A 14,959-nucleotide genomic window follows, 5' to 3' on the forward strand; every position below is an offset into this window, starting at 1 on the left:
CCGCCCCGAGCCCTGTCAAATTGACCCGACCCGAACGACTTGCCAAGAATTAAGCCGCATCCCCTTTCGGAGACAACCCCTCTAACTTACCAGCCGATCCGAACCGATGCGTAATCGTCGGCCGGACGACCGTGAAGATAGTGGGATTTGCCGGGCTTCTCCGGGGCTCTGGGAGCCCCTCGGCGGCCCTGCGGGAAGTAACTCTAGCAGTCTGCACGACCTACTCGAGCCCACTCAGGTAATCAGCAGGTACTTCCCTCCCCTCCAGACGCTCAAACCTCGGCATGTCACTCCCCATCCGGCGCGCAGAGGCAAGCCGACGGCAAGCCATCCGCAATCGCACCCAGGTACGAAGTAGGTCACGAGCAGACTCCGCTCACGGAGGGGTGACCGCTATGACCCGGTCGGAGTTCGACGACATCCGCGCGTTTCTCGCCGACAAGACGACCCACCTAGGGGATCTGCTGGGGATCGCCAATGTTCTGATCGACGACCTGGAGCACGCCCGGTTGCGTGAGGCCGCCCTGCGCAACGACTACCTGCGGCTGCTGACGGCGGCGCGGGCGACGGTGGCGGCTGCCATCGCCGGCGAGCCCGACCCCCTGGCCTTCATCCGGCACGAGCTGGCCGAGCGGGGCCAGCTGCCCGAGGACGATGAGGCCGTGCAGCGCATCCTCGCCGACGCGCACGCGGCTGCCGCCTTCCGCGCCTACCTGGAGGCCCGGCCTACCGGAGTCCGTCCTGACGAAAACCGGCCTCAGGAAGGCCGTGCCTACGAGGGCCGCCCCAGCGAAGGCCGTCCCCATGAAAGCCGTTTGTACGAGAGCCCATCCCACGAAGGCCGTCCCGACGAGAGCCGGCTTCACGAAGACCTGCCACACGAAGGCCGCCCCCGCAACGGCCGCCTCTGGGGAGGGCGGCCTCACGAAGGCCCGGGCATCGGAGGTCGTGCTCACCGGGATCCGGCTGACGCGGGGCAGCTCCGGCCTGGTCAGCCTGCAGCCGGCAAGCCCGGAGAGACGGAGCCTCGGGATGGGCTGGCGATCGCCTACGAGTACGAGCTGCTCGACAGCGGCTCGCCTTGGACGGACGGCCCAAGCCCCGCCGACCCGACCTTCACCGACCCGGGCCCCATCGGACAGACCTCCGCCGGACCGGCCTTCCCCGATCTGAGCCTCCCCGGCCCGACCTTCACCGGCCCAAGCCCCACCGGCCCGATCTCCGCCGACCCGAGCCCCGCCAACGCGACCTTCATCGACCCAAGCCTCACCGACCCGAGCCTCGCCGGCCCGGTCTTCACCGGGCAGGACTCACCGGGCCCTCACGCCGTCCACCCCGCCCAGGACCTGGAGCCACCGCACGGCCCGACCTCCCCGGCCGAGGGCCCGGCGAACAACCGTGCCCTGCCGCGCCACCGCGGTCCGCGGATGCGGAGCTGCGTCGGCACCGCACGCCACCTCCGCCGGTGAACTACTCCGGCGATCACTGACAGATCCCCAGTACCACCACACAAGCGATGACATGATGGCGACTTCGGGCATACCCGCCCTTGGCCCACCGCCTGTAAGACTGCGCATATGTGGCAACGTGGGCTGAACTGGGCGGCTGTCGTCCTGGTCGGGCTGTTCGGCCTGATGTGGGTCGGCGTGGTGATCTACGCGGACCTGGGGTCGCCCCTATGGATGCGCGTCGTCCAGGTCGTCTTCGGAGTGCTCCTCTTCGGCTGGGCCGTACGGAAGGCGTTCCAGCTGATCAGCCGGGCCATCTGACGGACTCAGCCGGGCCGTCCGAGCAGGGGTGCCGCCGGACGAGGACGAGATCAGCCGGGCGCGAGGCGCCCGCACCCGGACAACGAAAAAGTCCCCGCCTCCGGATGAACCGGAGGCGGGGACTCTGCTTGGTAGCGGGGACAGGATTTGAACCTGCGACCTCTGGGTTATGAGCCCAGCGAGCTACCGAACTGCTCCACCCCGCGTCGGTGTGCTGTCACTACTCTACAGCCTCCGCAGGAGTGCTTTGACCATGAAGGCCGCCGACCCCCTGCAGAAGCCCGATCATGCGGAAAGCCCGGGTCTCCATCTCTGGATCCCGGGCTTTCGCCTTGGTAGCGGGGGCAGGATTTGAACCTGCGACCTCTGGGTTATGAGCCCAGCGAGCTACCGAACTGCTCCACCCCGCGTCGCTGTGCTCTTGAAGGCTACCGGGCGACGCGGGGCGTACGCAAACCGAATCGCTAGCCGGTCGGTGACGGGCTGGGCGAAGCCGACGGTGAGTCCGTCGGCGTGGGCGACGGTGACGCCTCCGGAGACCCGCTCTGCGACGCCTGCTCCTTCTGCGCCTTCTCCAGCTGCTGCAGCGCCTCCTCCAGCCGCTTCTGGGCGTCGCCGTAGGCGTCCCAGTCGGGCGGGCTGGCCTGCAGCGCCTTCTGCGCGTCGGAGTAGGCCTTCTGAGCGTTGGAGATCGCGTTGTTGAGCGCCGTGCTGGCCTGGTCGGGCCGGGCCTGCTCCTCCGTCTGCTCCTGCTCTTGCTGCTGCTCCTGCTGCTGTTGCTGCTGCTCACCGCCGAAGACCTCCTGAAGCGCCTCCTCCAGCGTGCGCGCCACACCGATCTTGCTGCCGAACGAGACCAGCACGCGCTGCAGGATCGGGTACGGCTCCTGACCGCCGCCCGCGGCCACCTGGATGTACACCGGCTCGATGTAGACCAGGCCGCCCGCGTACGGGAGCGTCAGCAGGTTGCCGTAACGGACCGACGAGGCGCCGACGCCCAGCAGGTTCAGCTCACCCGCGAAGCGGCTCTGGAAGGCGTTCTGGGCCTGTCCCGGGCCGGGGATCGGGGTGCTGGACGGCATCCGCAGGATGCGCATCCGGCCGTAGTCGCCGCTCGCCGAGGAGTCGACCGCCATGAACGCCGCCAGGTTCGGGCCCTGACGCGGCACGAACGTGGTGGTCAGCGAGAACGTCGGCTGGCCGCCCGGCATCGTGGTGGTCAGGTAGTAGGGCGGCTGCTTGATGTTCTTGTCGCCCTGGGTCGGGTCGTTGGGGACGTTCCAGAAGTCCTGGCCGCTGTAGAAGGCGGCCGGGTCGGTGATGTGGTAGCGCGACAGCGTGTAGCGCTGCACCTTGAACAGGTCCTCCGGGTAGCGCACGTGCTGGCGCAGCTCCGGGCTCATCTCCGAGGCCGGGCGGATCGTGCCGGGGAACGCCTTGCTCCAGGTCTTCAGCACCGGGTCGTTGCTGTCCCAGGCGTAGAGCCGGACGGTGCCGTCGTAGGCGTCGACCGTGGCCTTGACGGAGTTGCGGATGTAGTTGATGCGGTCGCTCGGCTGCTGGGCGATGACGCGGCGGTCGGTCGAGGTGTCGCGCGTCATCTCACCGAGGCTCTCGCTCTGCGAGTACGGGTAGTCGTTGCTCGTCGTGTAGCCGTCGACGATCCACTGCACGCGCCCGTCGACGATCGCCGGGTAGGCGTTGCCGTCGAGCGTGAGGTACGGCGCGACCTTCTGGACCCGCTCACGCGGGTTGCGCACGTACAGGATCTTGGAGTTGTCGTTGATGTCGCCGGACAGCAGGATGTTCGCCTCGCCGTACTTGGCGGCGTACAGGAGCCGGTTGAAGAACGAGCCGACGGGGACGCCGCCCCGGCCGGTGTAGGTGGTGTTCTTCTGCCCGGTGCCGCCGGTCTCCGGGTAGTCGAGCTCCTGCGGCGCGTTGGGGTTGCCGCCGGCGATGACGTATTCGGCCGATGCCGGGTCCTCGCCGTAGTAGATGCGCGACTCCTTGAGCTGGGTGCTCTGGACCAGCGGGCCGGTGACCGGCATGTCCTTGGCGTCGTACGCGGGCAGGCCGCTGCTGTCGACCTGGTTGCCCGGCGCGGCGACGAAGCCGTAGCCGTGGGTGTAGACGAGGTGGCGGTTGATCCAGTTGTTCTGCCCCTCGGGCGGGCCGTCGAGCTCGCGGACGCCGACGATGTGGTCGATCAGCTTGCCCGAGCTGTCGGGGTAGCGGTCGACGTCGAGCGGGTCGGCGAAGCTGTAGAAGCCCCTGATGCGCTGGGTCTGCTCGTACGTCGAGGAGACCAGGGCCGGGTCGAGCAGGCGCACGCCGGAGACGGAGGTGTCGCCGCTGGCCTGCACCTTGCTCGGGTCGGCCTGCGCGTTGTACGTCTCGACCTCTGTCTTGTCGACGTTGTACGCCTCGCGCGTCGCCTCGATGTTGCGCTGGATGTACGGCGACTCCTTGCCCTGCTGGTTGGGCTTGACCTGGAACTGCTCGACCAGCGCCGGGTAGACGCCGCCGATGAGGATGGCCGAGAGCACGAGCAGGCCGAAGGAGACGCCGGGCAGCATGCCGCCGGGCCTGATCACGCCGGCGAAGAAGAGCAGGGCGCAGATCAGCGCGATGATCGCGAGGATGGTCTTGGCCGGCAGGACGGCGTTGACGTCGGTGTAGGAGGCACCGTGGACGAAGCCCCGGTCGGAGAAGACGAGTCCGTACCGGTCGAGCCAGTACGCCACGGCCTTGAGCAGGACGAAGACGCCGAGCAGCACCGACAGGTGGATGCGGGCGGCGCGTGAGGCGTGGACGCCGGGCTGCTGCAGGCGGAACCCGCCGTACAGATAGTGCGTGATCGTCGCCAGCACGATCGAGATGATCACGGCGGTGAACAGGAAGTTCAGCACCATCCGGATGAACGGGTAATCGAACATGAAGAACGAGATGTCGATCCCGAACAGCTTGTCCGTCTTGCCGAACGACTCCCCGTTGACGAACTGCAGCCACGTGCCCCACTGGCTCGAGAACGAGGATCCGGAGAACAGCGCCAGCAGCGCCATACCGACGATGAAGATCAGCTTGCGGTGCGGGTCGAGCGCCATGCGGTAGCGGTCGGCGCCGCTGGCCCCGCCGAACATCGCCGGCCCGAACATGGGCCGGGCGCGGAAGGCGAGCAGCATGTTGCCGCCCACGATGGCGACCATGAGCGCCGCTCCGACCAGGAACAGCACGATCTGGGTCAGCACCACTCCGCTGAAGACCGTGGTGAAGCCGACCGAGTCGAACCACAGATAGTCGGTATAGATGCCCGAGAACAGGAAGAACAACGCGACGATCGCCACGAGGGCTATCGCCACAGGCAGAAGCAGTCGCGGTCGGCGGGGCAAGCGCATCGCCCTGCCGGCTCCTGGGGTCCGGAAGCTCAAGGCCAACCCCTCGTCGTAATGAAGAAACGGTCCGTGTCTGGCAACCTACACCGCAGCGCCAGCCGTACGGCTAACGCACGACGACCGCCAGAAGTTTCATCCGGCGGTTTCATCCGGCGTCGCACGCGGGCACGTCGCCCTTGCCGGTGCGCAGCGCGTCGAGCGCCGCCACCGCACTGTGCAGCGTGTCGGCCCTGACCAGCCGCAGCCCGTCAGGAACGCTTTTGAGCGCCTCGGCGCAGTTGTCGGGCGGGGTCAGGAAGATCGTGGCGCCGGACTTCTTCGCGCCGACCATCTTCTGTGCGATGCCGCCGATCGCGCCGACCTCGCCCGAGGGGGTGATGGTGCCGGTGCCGGCGATGTTCTTGCCGCCGGTCAGCTCGCCGGGGGTGAGCTTGTCGATGATGCCGAGCGAGAACATCAGCCCGGCGCTGGGCCCGCCCACGTCGCCGACGTTGATCTCCACCTCGAAGGGGAACTTGTACTTCGCCTGCATCATCACGCCGACGACGCTCTGCGACTTGGGGCCCGCGACGGTCGGCACGGTGACGTCGAGCTTCTGTGAGCCGCGGGTGACGGTGAAGGTGACGTTTTCACCGGGTTTGTGCGCCTTGACCGCGTCGGCGACGGCCGTGACATCGTTGGTCGGCTTGCCGTCGACGGCGTTGATCTCGTCGCCCTTGAGCAGCTTGCCGTCGGCGGGACGGCCCTTCTCGGTGGAGACGACGCCCACGACCATGCTGTAGGGGATCTTCAGCTCGTTGAGCGCGGCGGCGGTGGCGGCGTCTTGGGAGTCGGTCATCTCGACGGAGTTCTCCTGCTCGACCTCCTCAGGGGTGCGGTCGGGCGCGAAGATCGTCTCCTGCGGCACCACCGCGACCGTGGGATCGATCCAGCCGCGCAGCGCGGTCAGCAGGTCGATCTTGGCCGCGGGGCCGCCCTGATAGGCCACCGTGACGAGCTGCAGCGCGCCGCTCGTCGGATAGGTCTGCCTGCCCTTGATCGAGATGACCGGCTTGTTGTCGACCAGGCCGATCGTGTTCTCGGTCGGGCCGGGGCTCAGCACGACGTACGGGACCGGCTGGAAGGCGCCCACCACGCCGAGCGCGAGCACGAGAAATCCCGCGAGCAGGAGGGTCAGGGCGCGTCGTGACATGTCTTCGAGCTTATTCGCCGGCGCCGACCCATTCTGTCTCGCCGTCGGCGAACCTCTGGTGTTTCCAGATCGGTACGCGCGCCTTGAGGTCGTCGATCAACCGGCGCGCCGCCTTGAACGCCTCGTCCCGATGGGGCGCGGCGACCGCGACGATCACCGCGATGTCGCCGAGCGCGAGATCGCCCACCCGGTGGACGGCGGCGACGGCGGTCACCGGGAAGTCGGCCGCCACCTTCTCGGCCACCTGCCGCAGCTCGGCCTCGGCGGTGGGGTGGGAGGAGTAGGACAGAGCGCTCACCTGCTTGCCGTGGTCCTGCTCACGTACGGTGCCCAGGAACAAGGCGGTGCCGCCCGCGGCGTGGTCGCGCACGGCGGCCAGCACCTCGTCGACGGAGAGCGGGGTCTCGCGTATGCCGAGCAAGCGGATGACGTCCACGGAAAGAGCCTAACCGTTACGAGCGACGCTTCTTACGTACCTGACGGACGATCGCGGCGGTACCGATCACGGCGACGGTGGCGCCCGCGGCGGTGAGCGTGGCCTCCTTGACCGGCAGGCGGCGCCCGACCACGGTCGTACGGTTCTCCCGCAGCTCCAGGAGCTGCCGGAACGCCGCCTCGTTGGTCCACTGCGGCTTCCAGCCGGCCTCGCGCAGCGTCGCGCAGTCGACCACCCACGGATAGACGACGTAATGGAGATCGGTGGCGGGCGCCGGGGTGACGCCGAGGCGGTGCAGGCGCTGAGCGGTGCCGAACGTCACGCCCGCGGGCAGCTCGAGGCTGCGGATGCCTGACAGCTCCTCGATCTGCTCGTGTTCGAGCCAGCCGTCGCTGCCGACCGCGACCACGCCGCTGACCAGGCCGCGCGCGGCCAGCTCCAGAGCGGACACCAGGTCGTCGATGTGGCAGAACTGCCAGCGCGGGCTGCACCCCTTGACCGTCAGCAGCCTGGGCGACTCGAAGTGGCGGGTGATCACGGTGTCGACGCCGGGGCCCACGACGGCCGCCGGGCGCAGCACGGTGACCTCCAGGCCGGGGTGGCTGCGCAGGGACCTGCGTACCAGGGACTCGATCTCCAGGAAGTCGCCGACCACGCCGGTGTCGGGCTCGGCCGCCACAGGGGCGTCCTCGGGCAGCGGCACCTCGTTGTCGGGCGCGGCGCCGTACACCATCGCACTCGTGACGAGCACGACCTTGCGCACGCGGGCGGCGGCGCAGGCGGTGAGCACGGTCTGCGCGGCGCGCAGGTTGTACGCACGCCGCTCCCCCGGGTCGGAGTCGACGGCGTAGTCGCCGGCGAGATGGACCAGGACGTCGATGTCGGAGATCCGGTTCGCCAAGAGCGGATCTCGTACGTCGATCACTCTCCACGTGGCTTCCTGGACGTCGCCGCGCTGCTCGTCGATGGCCACCACTCTGCGGAAATCCGCGGCGGATACGAGCCTCGCGAGCAACTCGCGGCCCAGGCCGGAGGCCGCGCCGGTGACGGCGACGACGGGTTGGCGCGAGCGTTTCGAGGTTGGCACCAGGTCCTCACTTTGCACTGATCCGCCGTAGGACGACTAACGTGGCGGATGTGGACTCCTCCATCCTGCACGAGGTAGAGCGGTGACTGACCTGCCAGGTCGCGAAAACGACCCCAACGAGAACCCGTTCGCCATGTTCGGCAACCCTGAGCAGATGGCTCAGGCGATGCGCCAGTTCGCCGACATGCTGTCGGCGCCGCAGGGTTCAGGCCCTGTCAACTGGGACATGGCCAAGAACATCGCCAGGCACTCCGTGGTGGCCGGTGGCGACCCGAGTGTCATGGAAGGCGAGCGCCGCCAGATCATCGAGGCGCTCAGCCTGGCCGACCTGTGGCTCAACGAGGCGACGACGCTGCCGAGCGGCGTGTCGACGCCGCAGGCCTGGAGCCGGTCCGAGTGGATCGAGAACACGATCCCGATCTGGCGCAAGCTGTGCGAGCCGATCGCCGAGCGCATGGTCGAGACCATGGGCGGCGCCATCGGCGGCTCCGGCCTGCCACCCGAGGCCCAGCAGATGGCGGGGCCGCTGCTGGGGATGCTGAAGCAGATGGGCGGCATGATGGTCGGCCAGCAGATCGGGCAGGCGATCGGTTCGCTGGCGCGCGAGGTCATCGGCACCACCGACATCGGGCTGCCCTTGTCCGACACGGCCGCGCTGCTGCCCGGCGGCATCGCGTCCTTCAGTGAGGGCCTGGAGATCCCCGCCGACGAGATCCGCCTCTATCTGGCGTTGCGCGAGGCCGCGCACCACCGGCTGTTCCAGCACGTGCCGTGGCTGCGCTCCCACCTGCTCGGCGCGGTCGAGGAGTACGCCAGGGGCATCACGGTCGACACCTCCAGGCTGGAAGAGCAGATCCGCGGGCTCGACATCAACAACCCGCAGGCCATCCAGGAGGCGCTGAGCGCGGGCAACCTGCTCAAGCCCGAGGAGACCGAGCGGCAAAAGGCCGCGCTGTCCCGCCTGGAGACGATGCTCGCGCTGGTCGAAGGGTGGGTGGCCACCGTGGTCGACAACGCCGCGCAGGGCAAGCTGCCCTCGGCGGTGGCGCTGGCCGAGACCCTGCGCAGGCGCCGGGCCACCGGCGGGCCGGCCGAGCTGACGTTCGGCACGCTGGTGGGGCTGGAGCTGCGGCCGCGCCGGCTGCGCGAGGCGGCGGCGCTGTGGAAGGCGCTGGAGGACGCGCGCGGTCTCGACGGGCGGGACGCGGTGTGGAACCACCCCGACCTGATGCCGACGGCCGACGACCTCGACAACCCCGACGCGTTCGTACGCGGTGAGACCACCTGGGACATCTCGCAGCTCGAGACCAAGCCCGAGGACGGCGGCGAAAACGACGGCGAGGGCGGCGACAAGGGCGGGGAAGGCACGAGTTGACCCTCCACGCCGACGCGGTGACGGTGCTGTCCTCCTGGACCGCCCCGACGCCCGAGGAAGAGGCGCTGCGCCTGGAGTTCCTCGACCACCTGCGGACCCACGACGACGCGATGCTGCGCCAGTGCGTGCCCGGGCATCTGACGGCGACGACGGCGGTGCTGTCGCACGACGGGTCCCAGGTGCTGCTCACGCTGCACCGCAAGGCCAAGATGTGGCTGCCCGTGGGCGGCCACTGCGAGACGTCCGACGCCTCGCTCGCCGAGGTGGCGCTGCGGGAGGCGTGGGAGGAGTCCGGCATCACCGGGCTTCACCTGCTGCCGGGACCGCTCGCCGTGAACAAGCACCAGGTGTGGTGCCATCCCCCGCACAGCTGGCATCTCGACGTCGAATACGCGGCTGTGGCGCCTCCCGATGCCACGGCCGTCATCAGCGACGAGTCGCTCGACCTGCGGTGGTTCCCCGTCGACGACATCCCCGAGCCGTCGGACGAGGCCACGAGACGGCTGGCCGCGCGCGGGCGGGAGGCGCTTAACTCGGGCTCACGCACGCTTGGCTAGAGTCCTTTGCGTCGTTCCAAAGGGGGGCTCGTGTGGAGGGTTCGGCTGTCGGTGGCACGATCGTGACTCCGGTTCGCAAACGCCGCAGGCTGCCACGGACGGCGCTGACCTGGATGGCCGTGACCCCGTTCGCCGCGTGGGCGGTGGCCAGGGTGGCCGGCCTCGAGCGCGGGTCGCTGCCGACGCAGCTCATGACCGCGACCCCGTACGCGGCGGCGGGCTCCCTGCTGCCCCTCATGATCGCCGCGCTCGGACGCAGGCGTGCCGCCACCGTCGTCGCCCTGCTCGCAAGCGCGGCGCTCGGCTTCAGCGTGCTGCCCAGGGCGCTCGGCACCGCCGACGCGGCGGCCAAGGGCAGGCCGATGCGGGTCATGACGGTCAACATGCTCTTCGGCAAGGCCGACGCGGCGACGATCGTGCGGCTCGTCCGCGAGTTCCAGCCCGACGTGCTGAGCACCCAGGAGCTGACCCCTGGAGCGGTCGAAGACCTCGACGCGGCGGGCTTGACGGAGCTGATGCCGTACCGGGTGCTGGAGGCCGAGTGGAACGCGAGCGGCAGCGGGCTGTTCTCCAGGCACCGCATGGAGCCGCTCGCCGGGTGGAGCCCTCCCGCCGGCCACCACATGCCGGCGGCGACGATCGCGCTGCCCGGGGGCGAGCCGGTCGAGTTCATCGACGCCCATCCGTACCCGCCGCTCGGGCCGCAGGTCACCGACTGGGAGCGGGCGCTCGAGTCCTTCCCGCCCGCCTCCCCCGACCGGATCCGGATCATCGCGGGCGACTTCAACGCCTCGCTCGACCACTCCTCTATGCGCAGGGTGCTCTCGCGGGGCTACAAGGACGCCGCCGACGAGGTCGGGGCCGGGCTGATCCCCACCTGGCCGGCCAACAAGAAGGTGCCGCCGCTCATCACCATCGATCACGTGCTGGTGGACCGGCGGGTGGGGGTGCAGGAGGTGAGCGTGCGGGACGTGCCGTTCACCGACCATCGCGCCGTACTGGCCCGGCTGATCGTGCCGTGACCCCCGGCCCGGCCCCCATGCACGTGAGAGCGGGCCTCCGCGCTGTTGGAGCGCCGTTGAGCAGCGCATCGGCGCTCTCCCGGCTCAACGGGCCCCGATCAGCGCCCTCGTGCTCTCCCAGCCTTCCAGGCCGGGGTCGAGGCGGGTGAGGTCGGCGGGGGTGCGCAGGCGGTGCCAGCCGGGCGTGGTGGCCACCCTGCGAGGGCCCGGCGCCTGCGCGCGCAGCTCTTTCACGATGTCGTACGCGTCGAGGTCGGGCTCTGCCCACTCCGGCGCGGGCAGGCCGCAGGCCAGGGCGACGGCTCCGCCGTTCTCCGCCGGGCAGACCGTGACCTCGGCGCGGCCCAGCTCCCTGAACAGCTTGCCCACCAGCAGGGGCGGCAGGTCGGGCGCGTCGGCGCAGATCACCGCCGCCTGATCGGCGTCCAGGCGGGCGAGCGTGGTCTTCAGCGGCTCGTTCTCGGCGATCGTGATGACCTCGGTGCCCGGCCAGACGATGTCCTCAAGGCCGGGGACGCTGGTGGCGAGCACGGGGGTGACGAGGTCGAGCGCGGCGGCCATCTCGTACGTGTCCTCGGCCACCGCTTCGAGGAACCTGCCGGGGTCGACGCCGGGCGGCGCCGCCTGGGCCATGTGCGGATGAACCAGGACCGCGACGATCCGCGTCAACACTCCTCCGGTGCGGTGTGGGCCGCGGCGGAGAACCCTTCAAGAAACCCGCGGGCCCGCTCCGCCTTCGGATACTGTTCTACCAGCGCCCAGAACTTCGGCCCGTGGCTGGGCACCAGCAGGTGCACCAGCTCGTGGATGATCACGTAGTTGATGACCCACTCGGGCAGGCCCTTGAGCCTGGTGGAGATCCTGATCGCACCCGTCTCGGGAGTGCACGAGCCCCATCGATGCCGCTGGTTGTCCACCCAGCGCACGCTCACCGGGTCGGGTTCGCCGTCCAGATATTTGGCCGACAGCTCTTTGGCCCTCTCCAGGAGGGCCTCGTCGGTCGGTCTGCGACGGCGTTCTTTCGCGGCCAGCCGATCCAGCATGCGGCTCACCCATTCATCCGCGTCTTCACCGCTCAGCCAGGCGGGCAGGAGCACGATCGTCTTGTCGCCGTCGCGGTAGGCGGAAACCGTACGCCGGCGACGAGAACTGCGACGAACCTCGACTGTCTCGGGGGGCACATATGCACGTTAGCCGAGACTGACGGAATTCCACAGAGGGTGGAGCATGTTTCTGCTGGTCAGATGATTAAGACCCGGTGAATTTGGGCACGCGCCTTTCCCGACGGGCGGCCAGCCCTTCGATCATGTCGGCGGAGGCCATGGTCACGGGCTGGGCCAGGGATTCCCACATCAGCGCGGCTTCCAGGTCTTGATGGTCTTGGTTGAGGGCTACTTTGGTGAGCCGCGTGGCAATGGGGGCGTTCTGGGCGATCTTCCGGGCGATGGACTCCACTTCCGACATTAGATGATTTTTCGGGAAAGATTGATTTACGAGACCTTTGTCGGCAGCTTCCTGCCCAGACACGCTGCGACCGGTCAGCAGCATCTCCCGCGCCAGACGTGCGCCCGCGCGCTGCGGCAGCAGGTACGTCGCCGCCATCCCCGGATGCAGGCCCAGTGACGTGAACGGGGCCAGCAGCTTGGCGTCGTCGGCGGCGTACACGAGGTCGCAGGCCAGCGCCACGCACAGACCCGCACCCACCGCCGGGCCGTTGACCGCCGCGATGGTGGGGATCTCGAGCTCGGTGATCGCCAGCCAGGTGCGGTAAAAGGCGAGCATGCGGTCGCGGAGCCGCGGGACGGCCTCCGTACCGCGCTCACTGATCCACGACAGGTCGCCGCCCGAGGAGAACGCCGTACCGGCGCCGGTGACGATGACGCAGCGCGCCTGCCTGTCGTCCCGCAGCCCGGCCATCGCCTCGCGCCACTCGGCCGTCATGGTGTCGGTCATGGCGTTGCGCATGTCGGGGCGGTTGAGGGTGATGAGCACGACTCCGTCATCTTTGCGATCAACCAAGAGCTCGTTCATGCGGGGAGCGTAACGCGCGAGCGTCTTGTCGGCCGGGGTGCGCGCGGGACAGGAATGTGCGCGTCCCGGGACACGGGATACGCGCCCGAAACGGGGGACGCGTGCGCGCCCGGAGCCTCGCGGCCGTGCGGCGGCGGATTATCCACAGGCCACTGCGCCTGTAGCGAGTTATCCACAGTCCGTGGCGAAGTGCCTCCTGATCTTGCTCTGACGTGGAAACTTTCCCGGCATGAGGCCACGTGTGAAGCCCGCCCTGCGGCACCTCTCGCGCAACGAGACCACCGTCCAGTTCGGTACGCATCCGCTCAGAGCGGTCATGCTGAGCGGCCTGAGCGAGCGCGTGCGCAAGTGGATCGCGAGTCTCGACGGCACGCGAGACCTCCAGGCCGTGCTGCGAGATGCCGCACGCGCGGGGCTCGACGAGCCGCGTGCCCGGTGCCTGCTCGATCACCTCACCGGCCAGGGCGTGCTCCATGACGCCTCCGCCGCTCCCGGGTGCCTCAGCGAGCTGCCGTTGGCCCAGCGCGACCGGCTCAGGCCCGACCTCGACGCCCTCGACCTCGCCTCCAACGCGCCCGACGGGATGATCACGACGTTCGAGCGCCGCCGCAAGGCACGGGTGCGGGTCTACGGCGCGGGCCGGGTCGGCGCGCAGATCGTCGCCCTGCTCGCGGCCGCCGGGGTGGGCACCATCCGCGTCCTCGACCCCGATCCCGCCCGGCCATGCGACCTCACACCCGGCGGGCTGACCTGGGATGAGGTCGGCCTGCCCCGCGAGGCGGGCGCCGTGGCCGTGGCCCGCCGCCTCACCGCGGGTGATCCGCCTCCGCCGTCGCGGTTCCAGGCCCGCGACCTGGTCCGGCCCGCCCCCTCCCCCGCCGTACCGACCGTGCCGGCGCGCTTCCCGCAGGACTCGGTGGTGAAGTGGGGCGGCATCACCCCGTCCATCGCCCACAAGGCGGCCCAGGCCATGGCCGGCAGGCCCGCACCACGACCGGCCGGAGGAACGGCGCAGAGGCCGGGCGGCGGCGCGGCCCCGCACGAAGCGCGCGAAAGGAGCCCGCAGCGAGCAACCACGAGGAACGCACAGGAACCGACCGGACGGAGGGCTCAGGGACCAGGCGGAGGAACGCCACAAACTGCGAACAGCGGGACGGCGCAGAAGCCGGACAGCGAGAGAGCGAAAGACCCGAACAGGACGGGGACCGGGAAAGCGGGTGGCGAGCGGAGAGCATCGGAAAGAGCCGCACGGAGAGCCACGGACCCGGCTGGAACGCGGAGAACCACGGGCCCGGCTGGAACGGCCGGAACGGTGGAGGCTGCCGGAACAGCCGGAGCCACGCAAGAGACCCGCACCGCAGGAGAAGCCGGAGCCACGCAAAAAGCCCGCGCCGTGGGAGGGGCCGGAGCCACGCAAAAAGCCCGCGCCGTGGGAGGGGCCGGAGCCACGCAAAAGACCCGCACCGTGGGAGGGGCCGGAGGCAGGCAAGAGACCCGCGCCGTGGAGGCCGTCGGAGTGCCCCGTGTCAGCGCGTACGAGCGAGAGCTGGGCGAGGATGCGTGCCGGCCGACGGTCAATGTGCTCGCCGGAGGGCCGTATCTTGGGGACAGGACCGAACGGCCTGACCTCGTCATTCTGGCGCCGGTCACACCCCTCGACGGGGTGCTGGTCAACGAACTGATCGACTACGACATCCCCCACCTTCTCGTATCCGCCTTCGAGGGACACGGCGCGGTGGGCCCACTGGTCCTGCCAGGGCTCACGGCGTGCGTTCACTGCCTCGACCTGGCCCGGCGCGACCGTGATCCGGACTGGGGGATGGTCACGGCGCAGCTGGGCGGCTATCCGCCCGGTGAGATCGCCTGCGACGTGGCGATGGCGGGTGTCGTCGCGGCGGGGGCGGTGGGGCACGCGCTGGCGTTCCTCGACGGAAGGACTCCGGCTGTGACCAACGGCACACTCGAGGTAACGCCTGATTGGCAGTGGATAAGAAGATCGTGGGCGATACATCCGCAATGTCGCTGTATGCGAAACAAACAGTATTCGCTAAGAATGGTCATGGCACCCAACCGTGACTGACGTGCTCAAAGGATG

The 14,959-nt window shown here is 69.4% G+C and carries 13 protein-coding genes and 2 tRNA genes; 6 read left to right on the forward strand and 9 right to left on the reverse strand.

All coding sequences use genetic code 11. The annotated features are described in order from the left end of the window. The first annotated feature begins 284 nt into the window (after nt 1-284). Complete coding sequence (locus ACGFIM_RS34385) at nt 285-1,469, forward strand: hypothetical protein (protein WP_393209292.1); 1,185 nt, start codon at nt 285-287, stop codon at nt 1,467-1,469. Nucleotides 1,470-1,577: 108 nt separating this feature from the next. Next, on the forward strand, nt 1,578-1,769 hold the full coding sequence (locus ACGFIM_RS34390) for a hypothetical protein (RefSeq protein WP_393209295.1): 192 nt from the start codon (nt 1,578-1,580) through the stop codon (nt 1,767-1,769). Nucleotides 1,770-1,898: 129 nt separating this feature from the next. On the opposite strand, the gene ACGFIM_RS34395 is transcribed toward ACGFIM_RS34390, so the two are convergent. From ACGFIM_RS34395 to ACGFIM_RS34420, 6 genes are all read right to left on the reverse strand, one after another. Beyond that, nucleotides 1,899-1,975, reverse strand: a tRNA-Met gene (locus ACGFIM_RS34395). A gap of 127 nt (nt 1,976-2,102) precedes the next feature. Next, a tRNA-Met gene (locus ACGFIM_RS34400) sits at nt 2,103-2,179 on the reverse strand. 54 nt (nt 2,180-2,233) lie between these two features. Beyond that, nucleotides 2,234-5,167, reverse strand: a complete 2,934-nt coding sequence (locus tag ACGFIM_RS34405; protein WP_393209298.1) for a UPF0182 family protein — start codon at nt 5,165-5,167, stop codon at nt 2,234-2,236. A 142-nt stretch (nt 5,168-5,309) separates the two neighbouring features. Then, a complete protein-coding gene (locus ACGFIM_RS34410) occupies nt 5,310-6,356 on the reverse strand; it encodes a PDZ domain-containing protein (RefSeq protein ID WP_393209301.1) in 1,047 nt (348 codons plus the stop codon). A 10-nt stretch (nt 6,357-6,366) separates the two neighbouring features. Beyond that, nucleotides 6,367-6,792: a molybdenum cofactor biosynthesis protein MoaE gene (locus ACGFIM_RS34415; protein WP_393209304.1), complete on the reverse strand. Its 426-nt coding sequence runs from the start codon at nt 6,790-6,792 to the stop codon at nt 6,367-6,369. A gap of 16 nt (nt 6,793-6,808) precedes the next feature. Next, the gene (locus ACGFIM_RS34420; protein ID WP_393210103.1) at nt 6,809-7,882 is read right to left on the reverse strand and encodes an NAD-dependent epimerase/dehydratase family protein; all 1,074 of its coding nucleotides are present in this window, start codon (nt 7,880-7,882) and stop codon (nt 6,809-6,811) included. A gap of 130 nt (nt 7,883-8,012) precedes the next feature. Between ACGFIM_RS34420 and ACGFIM_RS34425 the strand changes: the two genes are divergently transcribed. The 3 genes from ACGFIM_RS34425 to ACGFIM_RS34435 all read left to right on the forward strand — a co-directional run bounded on the left by ACGFIM_RS34425 (nt 8,013) and on the right by ACGFIM_RS34435 (nt 10,833). Next, a complete protein-coding gene (locus ACGFIM_RS34425; protein WP_393210106.1) occupies nt 8,013-9,254 on the forward strand; it encodes a zinc-dependent metalloprotease in 1,242 nt (413 codons plus the stop codon). Next, the gene (locus ACGFIM_RS34430; RefSeq protein WP_393209307.1) at nt 9,251-9,811 is read left to right on the forward strand and encodes an NUDIX hydrolase; all 561 of its coding nucleotides are present in this window, start codon (nt 9,251-9,253) and stop codon (nt 9,809-9,811) included. The genes ACGFIM_RS34425 and ACGFIM_RS34430 overlap by 4 nt, the downstream gene beginning before the upstream one ends. 62 nt (nt 9,812-9,873) lie before the next feature. Continuing rightward, nucleotides 9,874-10,833, forward strand: a complete 960-nt coding sequence (locus tag ACGFIM_RS34435; protein ID WP_393209310.1) for an endonuclease/exonuclease/phosphatase family protein — start codon at nt 9,874-9,876, stop codon at nt 10,831-10,833. An 84-nt stretch (nt 10,834-10,917) separates the two neighbouring features. Here ACGFIM_RS34435 and ACGFIM_RS34440 read toward each other — a convergent pair whose 3' ends face one another. The 3 genes from ACGFIM_RS34440 to ACGFIM_RS34450 form a co-directional block, all read right to left on the reverse strand. Further along, nucleotides 10,918-11,502 (reverse strand): hypothetical protein, encoded by a 585-nt coding sequence (locus ACGFIM_RS34440; RefSeq protein ID WP_393209313.1) that lies wholly within the window; start codon nt 11,500-11,502, stop codon nt 10,918-10,920. Further along, nucleotides 11,499-12,014, reverse strand: coding sequence for a M48 family metallopeptidase (locus tag ACGFIM_RS34445; protein WP_364069107.1), 516 nt, complete (start codon nt 12,012-12,014; stop codon nt 11,499-11,501). The genes ACGFIM_RS34440 and ACGFIM_RS34445 overlap by 4 nt, the downstream gene beginning before the upstream one ends. Nucleotides 12,015-12,081: 67 nt before the next feature. Further along, the gene (locus tag ACGFIM_RS34450) at nt 12,082-12,864 is read right to left on the reverse strand and encodes an enoyl-CoA hydratase/isomerase family protein (RefSeq protein WP_393209316.1); all 783 of its coding nucleotides are present in this window, start codon (nt 12,862-12,864) and stop codon (nt 12,082-12,084) included. Nucleotides 12,865-13,105: 241 nt separating this feature from the next. Here ACGFIM_RS34450 and ACGFIM_RS34455 point away from each other — a divergent pair, with 241 nt between their 5' ends. Then, nucleotides 13,106-14,944: a ThiF family adenylyltransferase gene (locus tag ACGFIM_RS34455; RefSeq protein WP_393209319.1), complete on the forward strand. Its 1,839-nt coding sequence runs from the start codon at nt 13,106-13,108 to the stop codon at nt 14,942-14,944. Nucleotides 14,945-14,959 lie beyond the last annotated feature (15 nt).

Origin of the sequence: Nonomuraea sp. NPDC049309 (assembly GCF_043196965.1) — a bacterium.
Lineage (GTDB): Bacteria > Actinomycetota > Actinomycetes > Streptosporangiales > Streptosporangiaceae > Nonomuraea > Nonomuraea fastidiosa.

What these genes read in the sequence shown, in the direction of transcription:
- ACGFIM_RS34390 (WP_393209295.1), top strand. Translation starts at nt 1,578, where the DNA reads ATGTGGCAACGTGGGCTGAACTGGGCGGCTGTCGTCCTGGTCGGGCTG.
- ACGFIM_RS34385 (WP_393209292.1), top strand. Translation starts at nt 285, where the DNA reads ATGTCACTCCCCATCCGGCGCGCAGAGGCAAGCCGACGGCAAGCCATC.
- ACGFIM_RS34450 (WP_393209316.1), bottom strand. Translation starts at nt 12,864, where the DNA reads ATGAACGAGCTCTTGGTTGATCGCAAAGATGACGGAGTCGTGCTCATC.
- ACGFIM_RS34425 (WP_393210106.1), top strand. Translation starts at nt 8,013, where the DNA reads ATGTTCGGCAACCCTGAGCAGATGGCTCAGGCGATGCGCCAGTTCGCC.
- ACGFIM_RS34405 (WP_393209298.1), bottom strand. Translation starts at nt 5,167, where the DNA reads ATGCGCTTGCCCCGCCGACCGCGACTGCTTCTGCCTGTGGCGATAGCC.
- ACGFIM_RS34410 (WP_393209301.1), bottom strand. Translation starts at nt 6,356, where the DNA reads ATGTCACGACGCGCCCTGACCCTCCTGCTCGCGGGATTTCTCGTGCTC.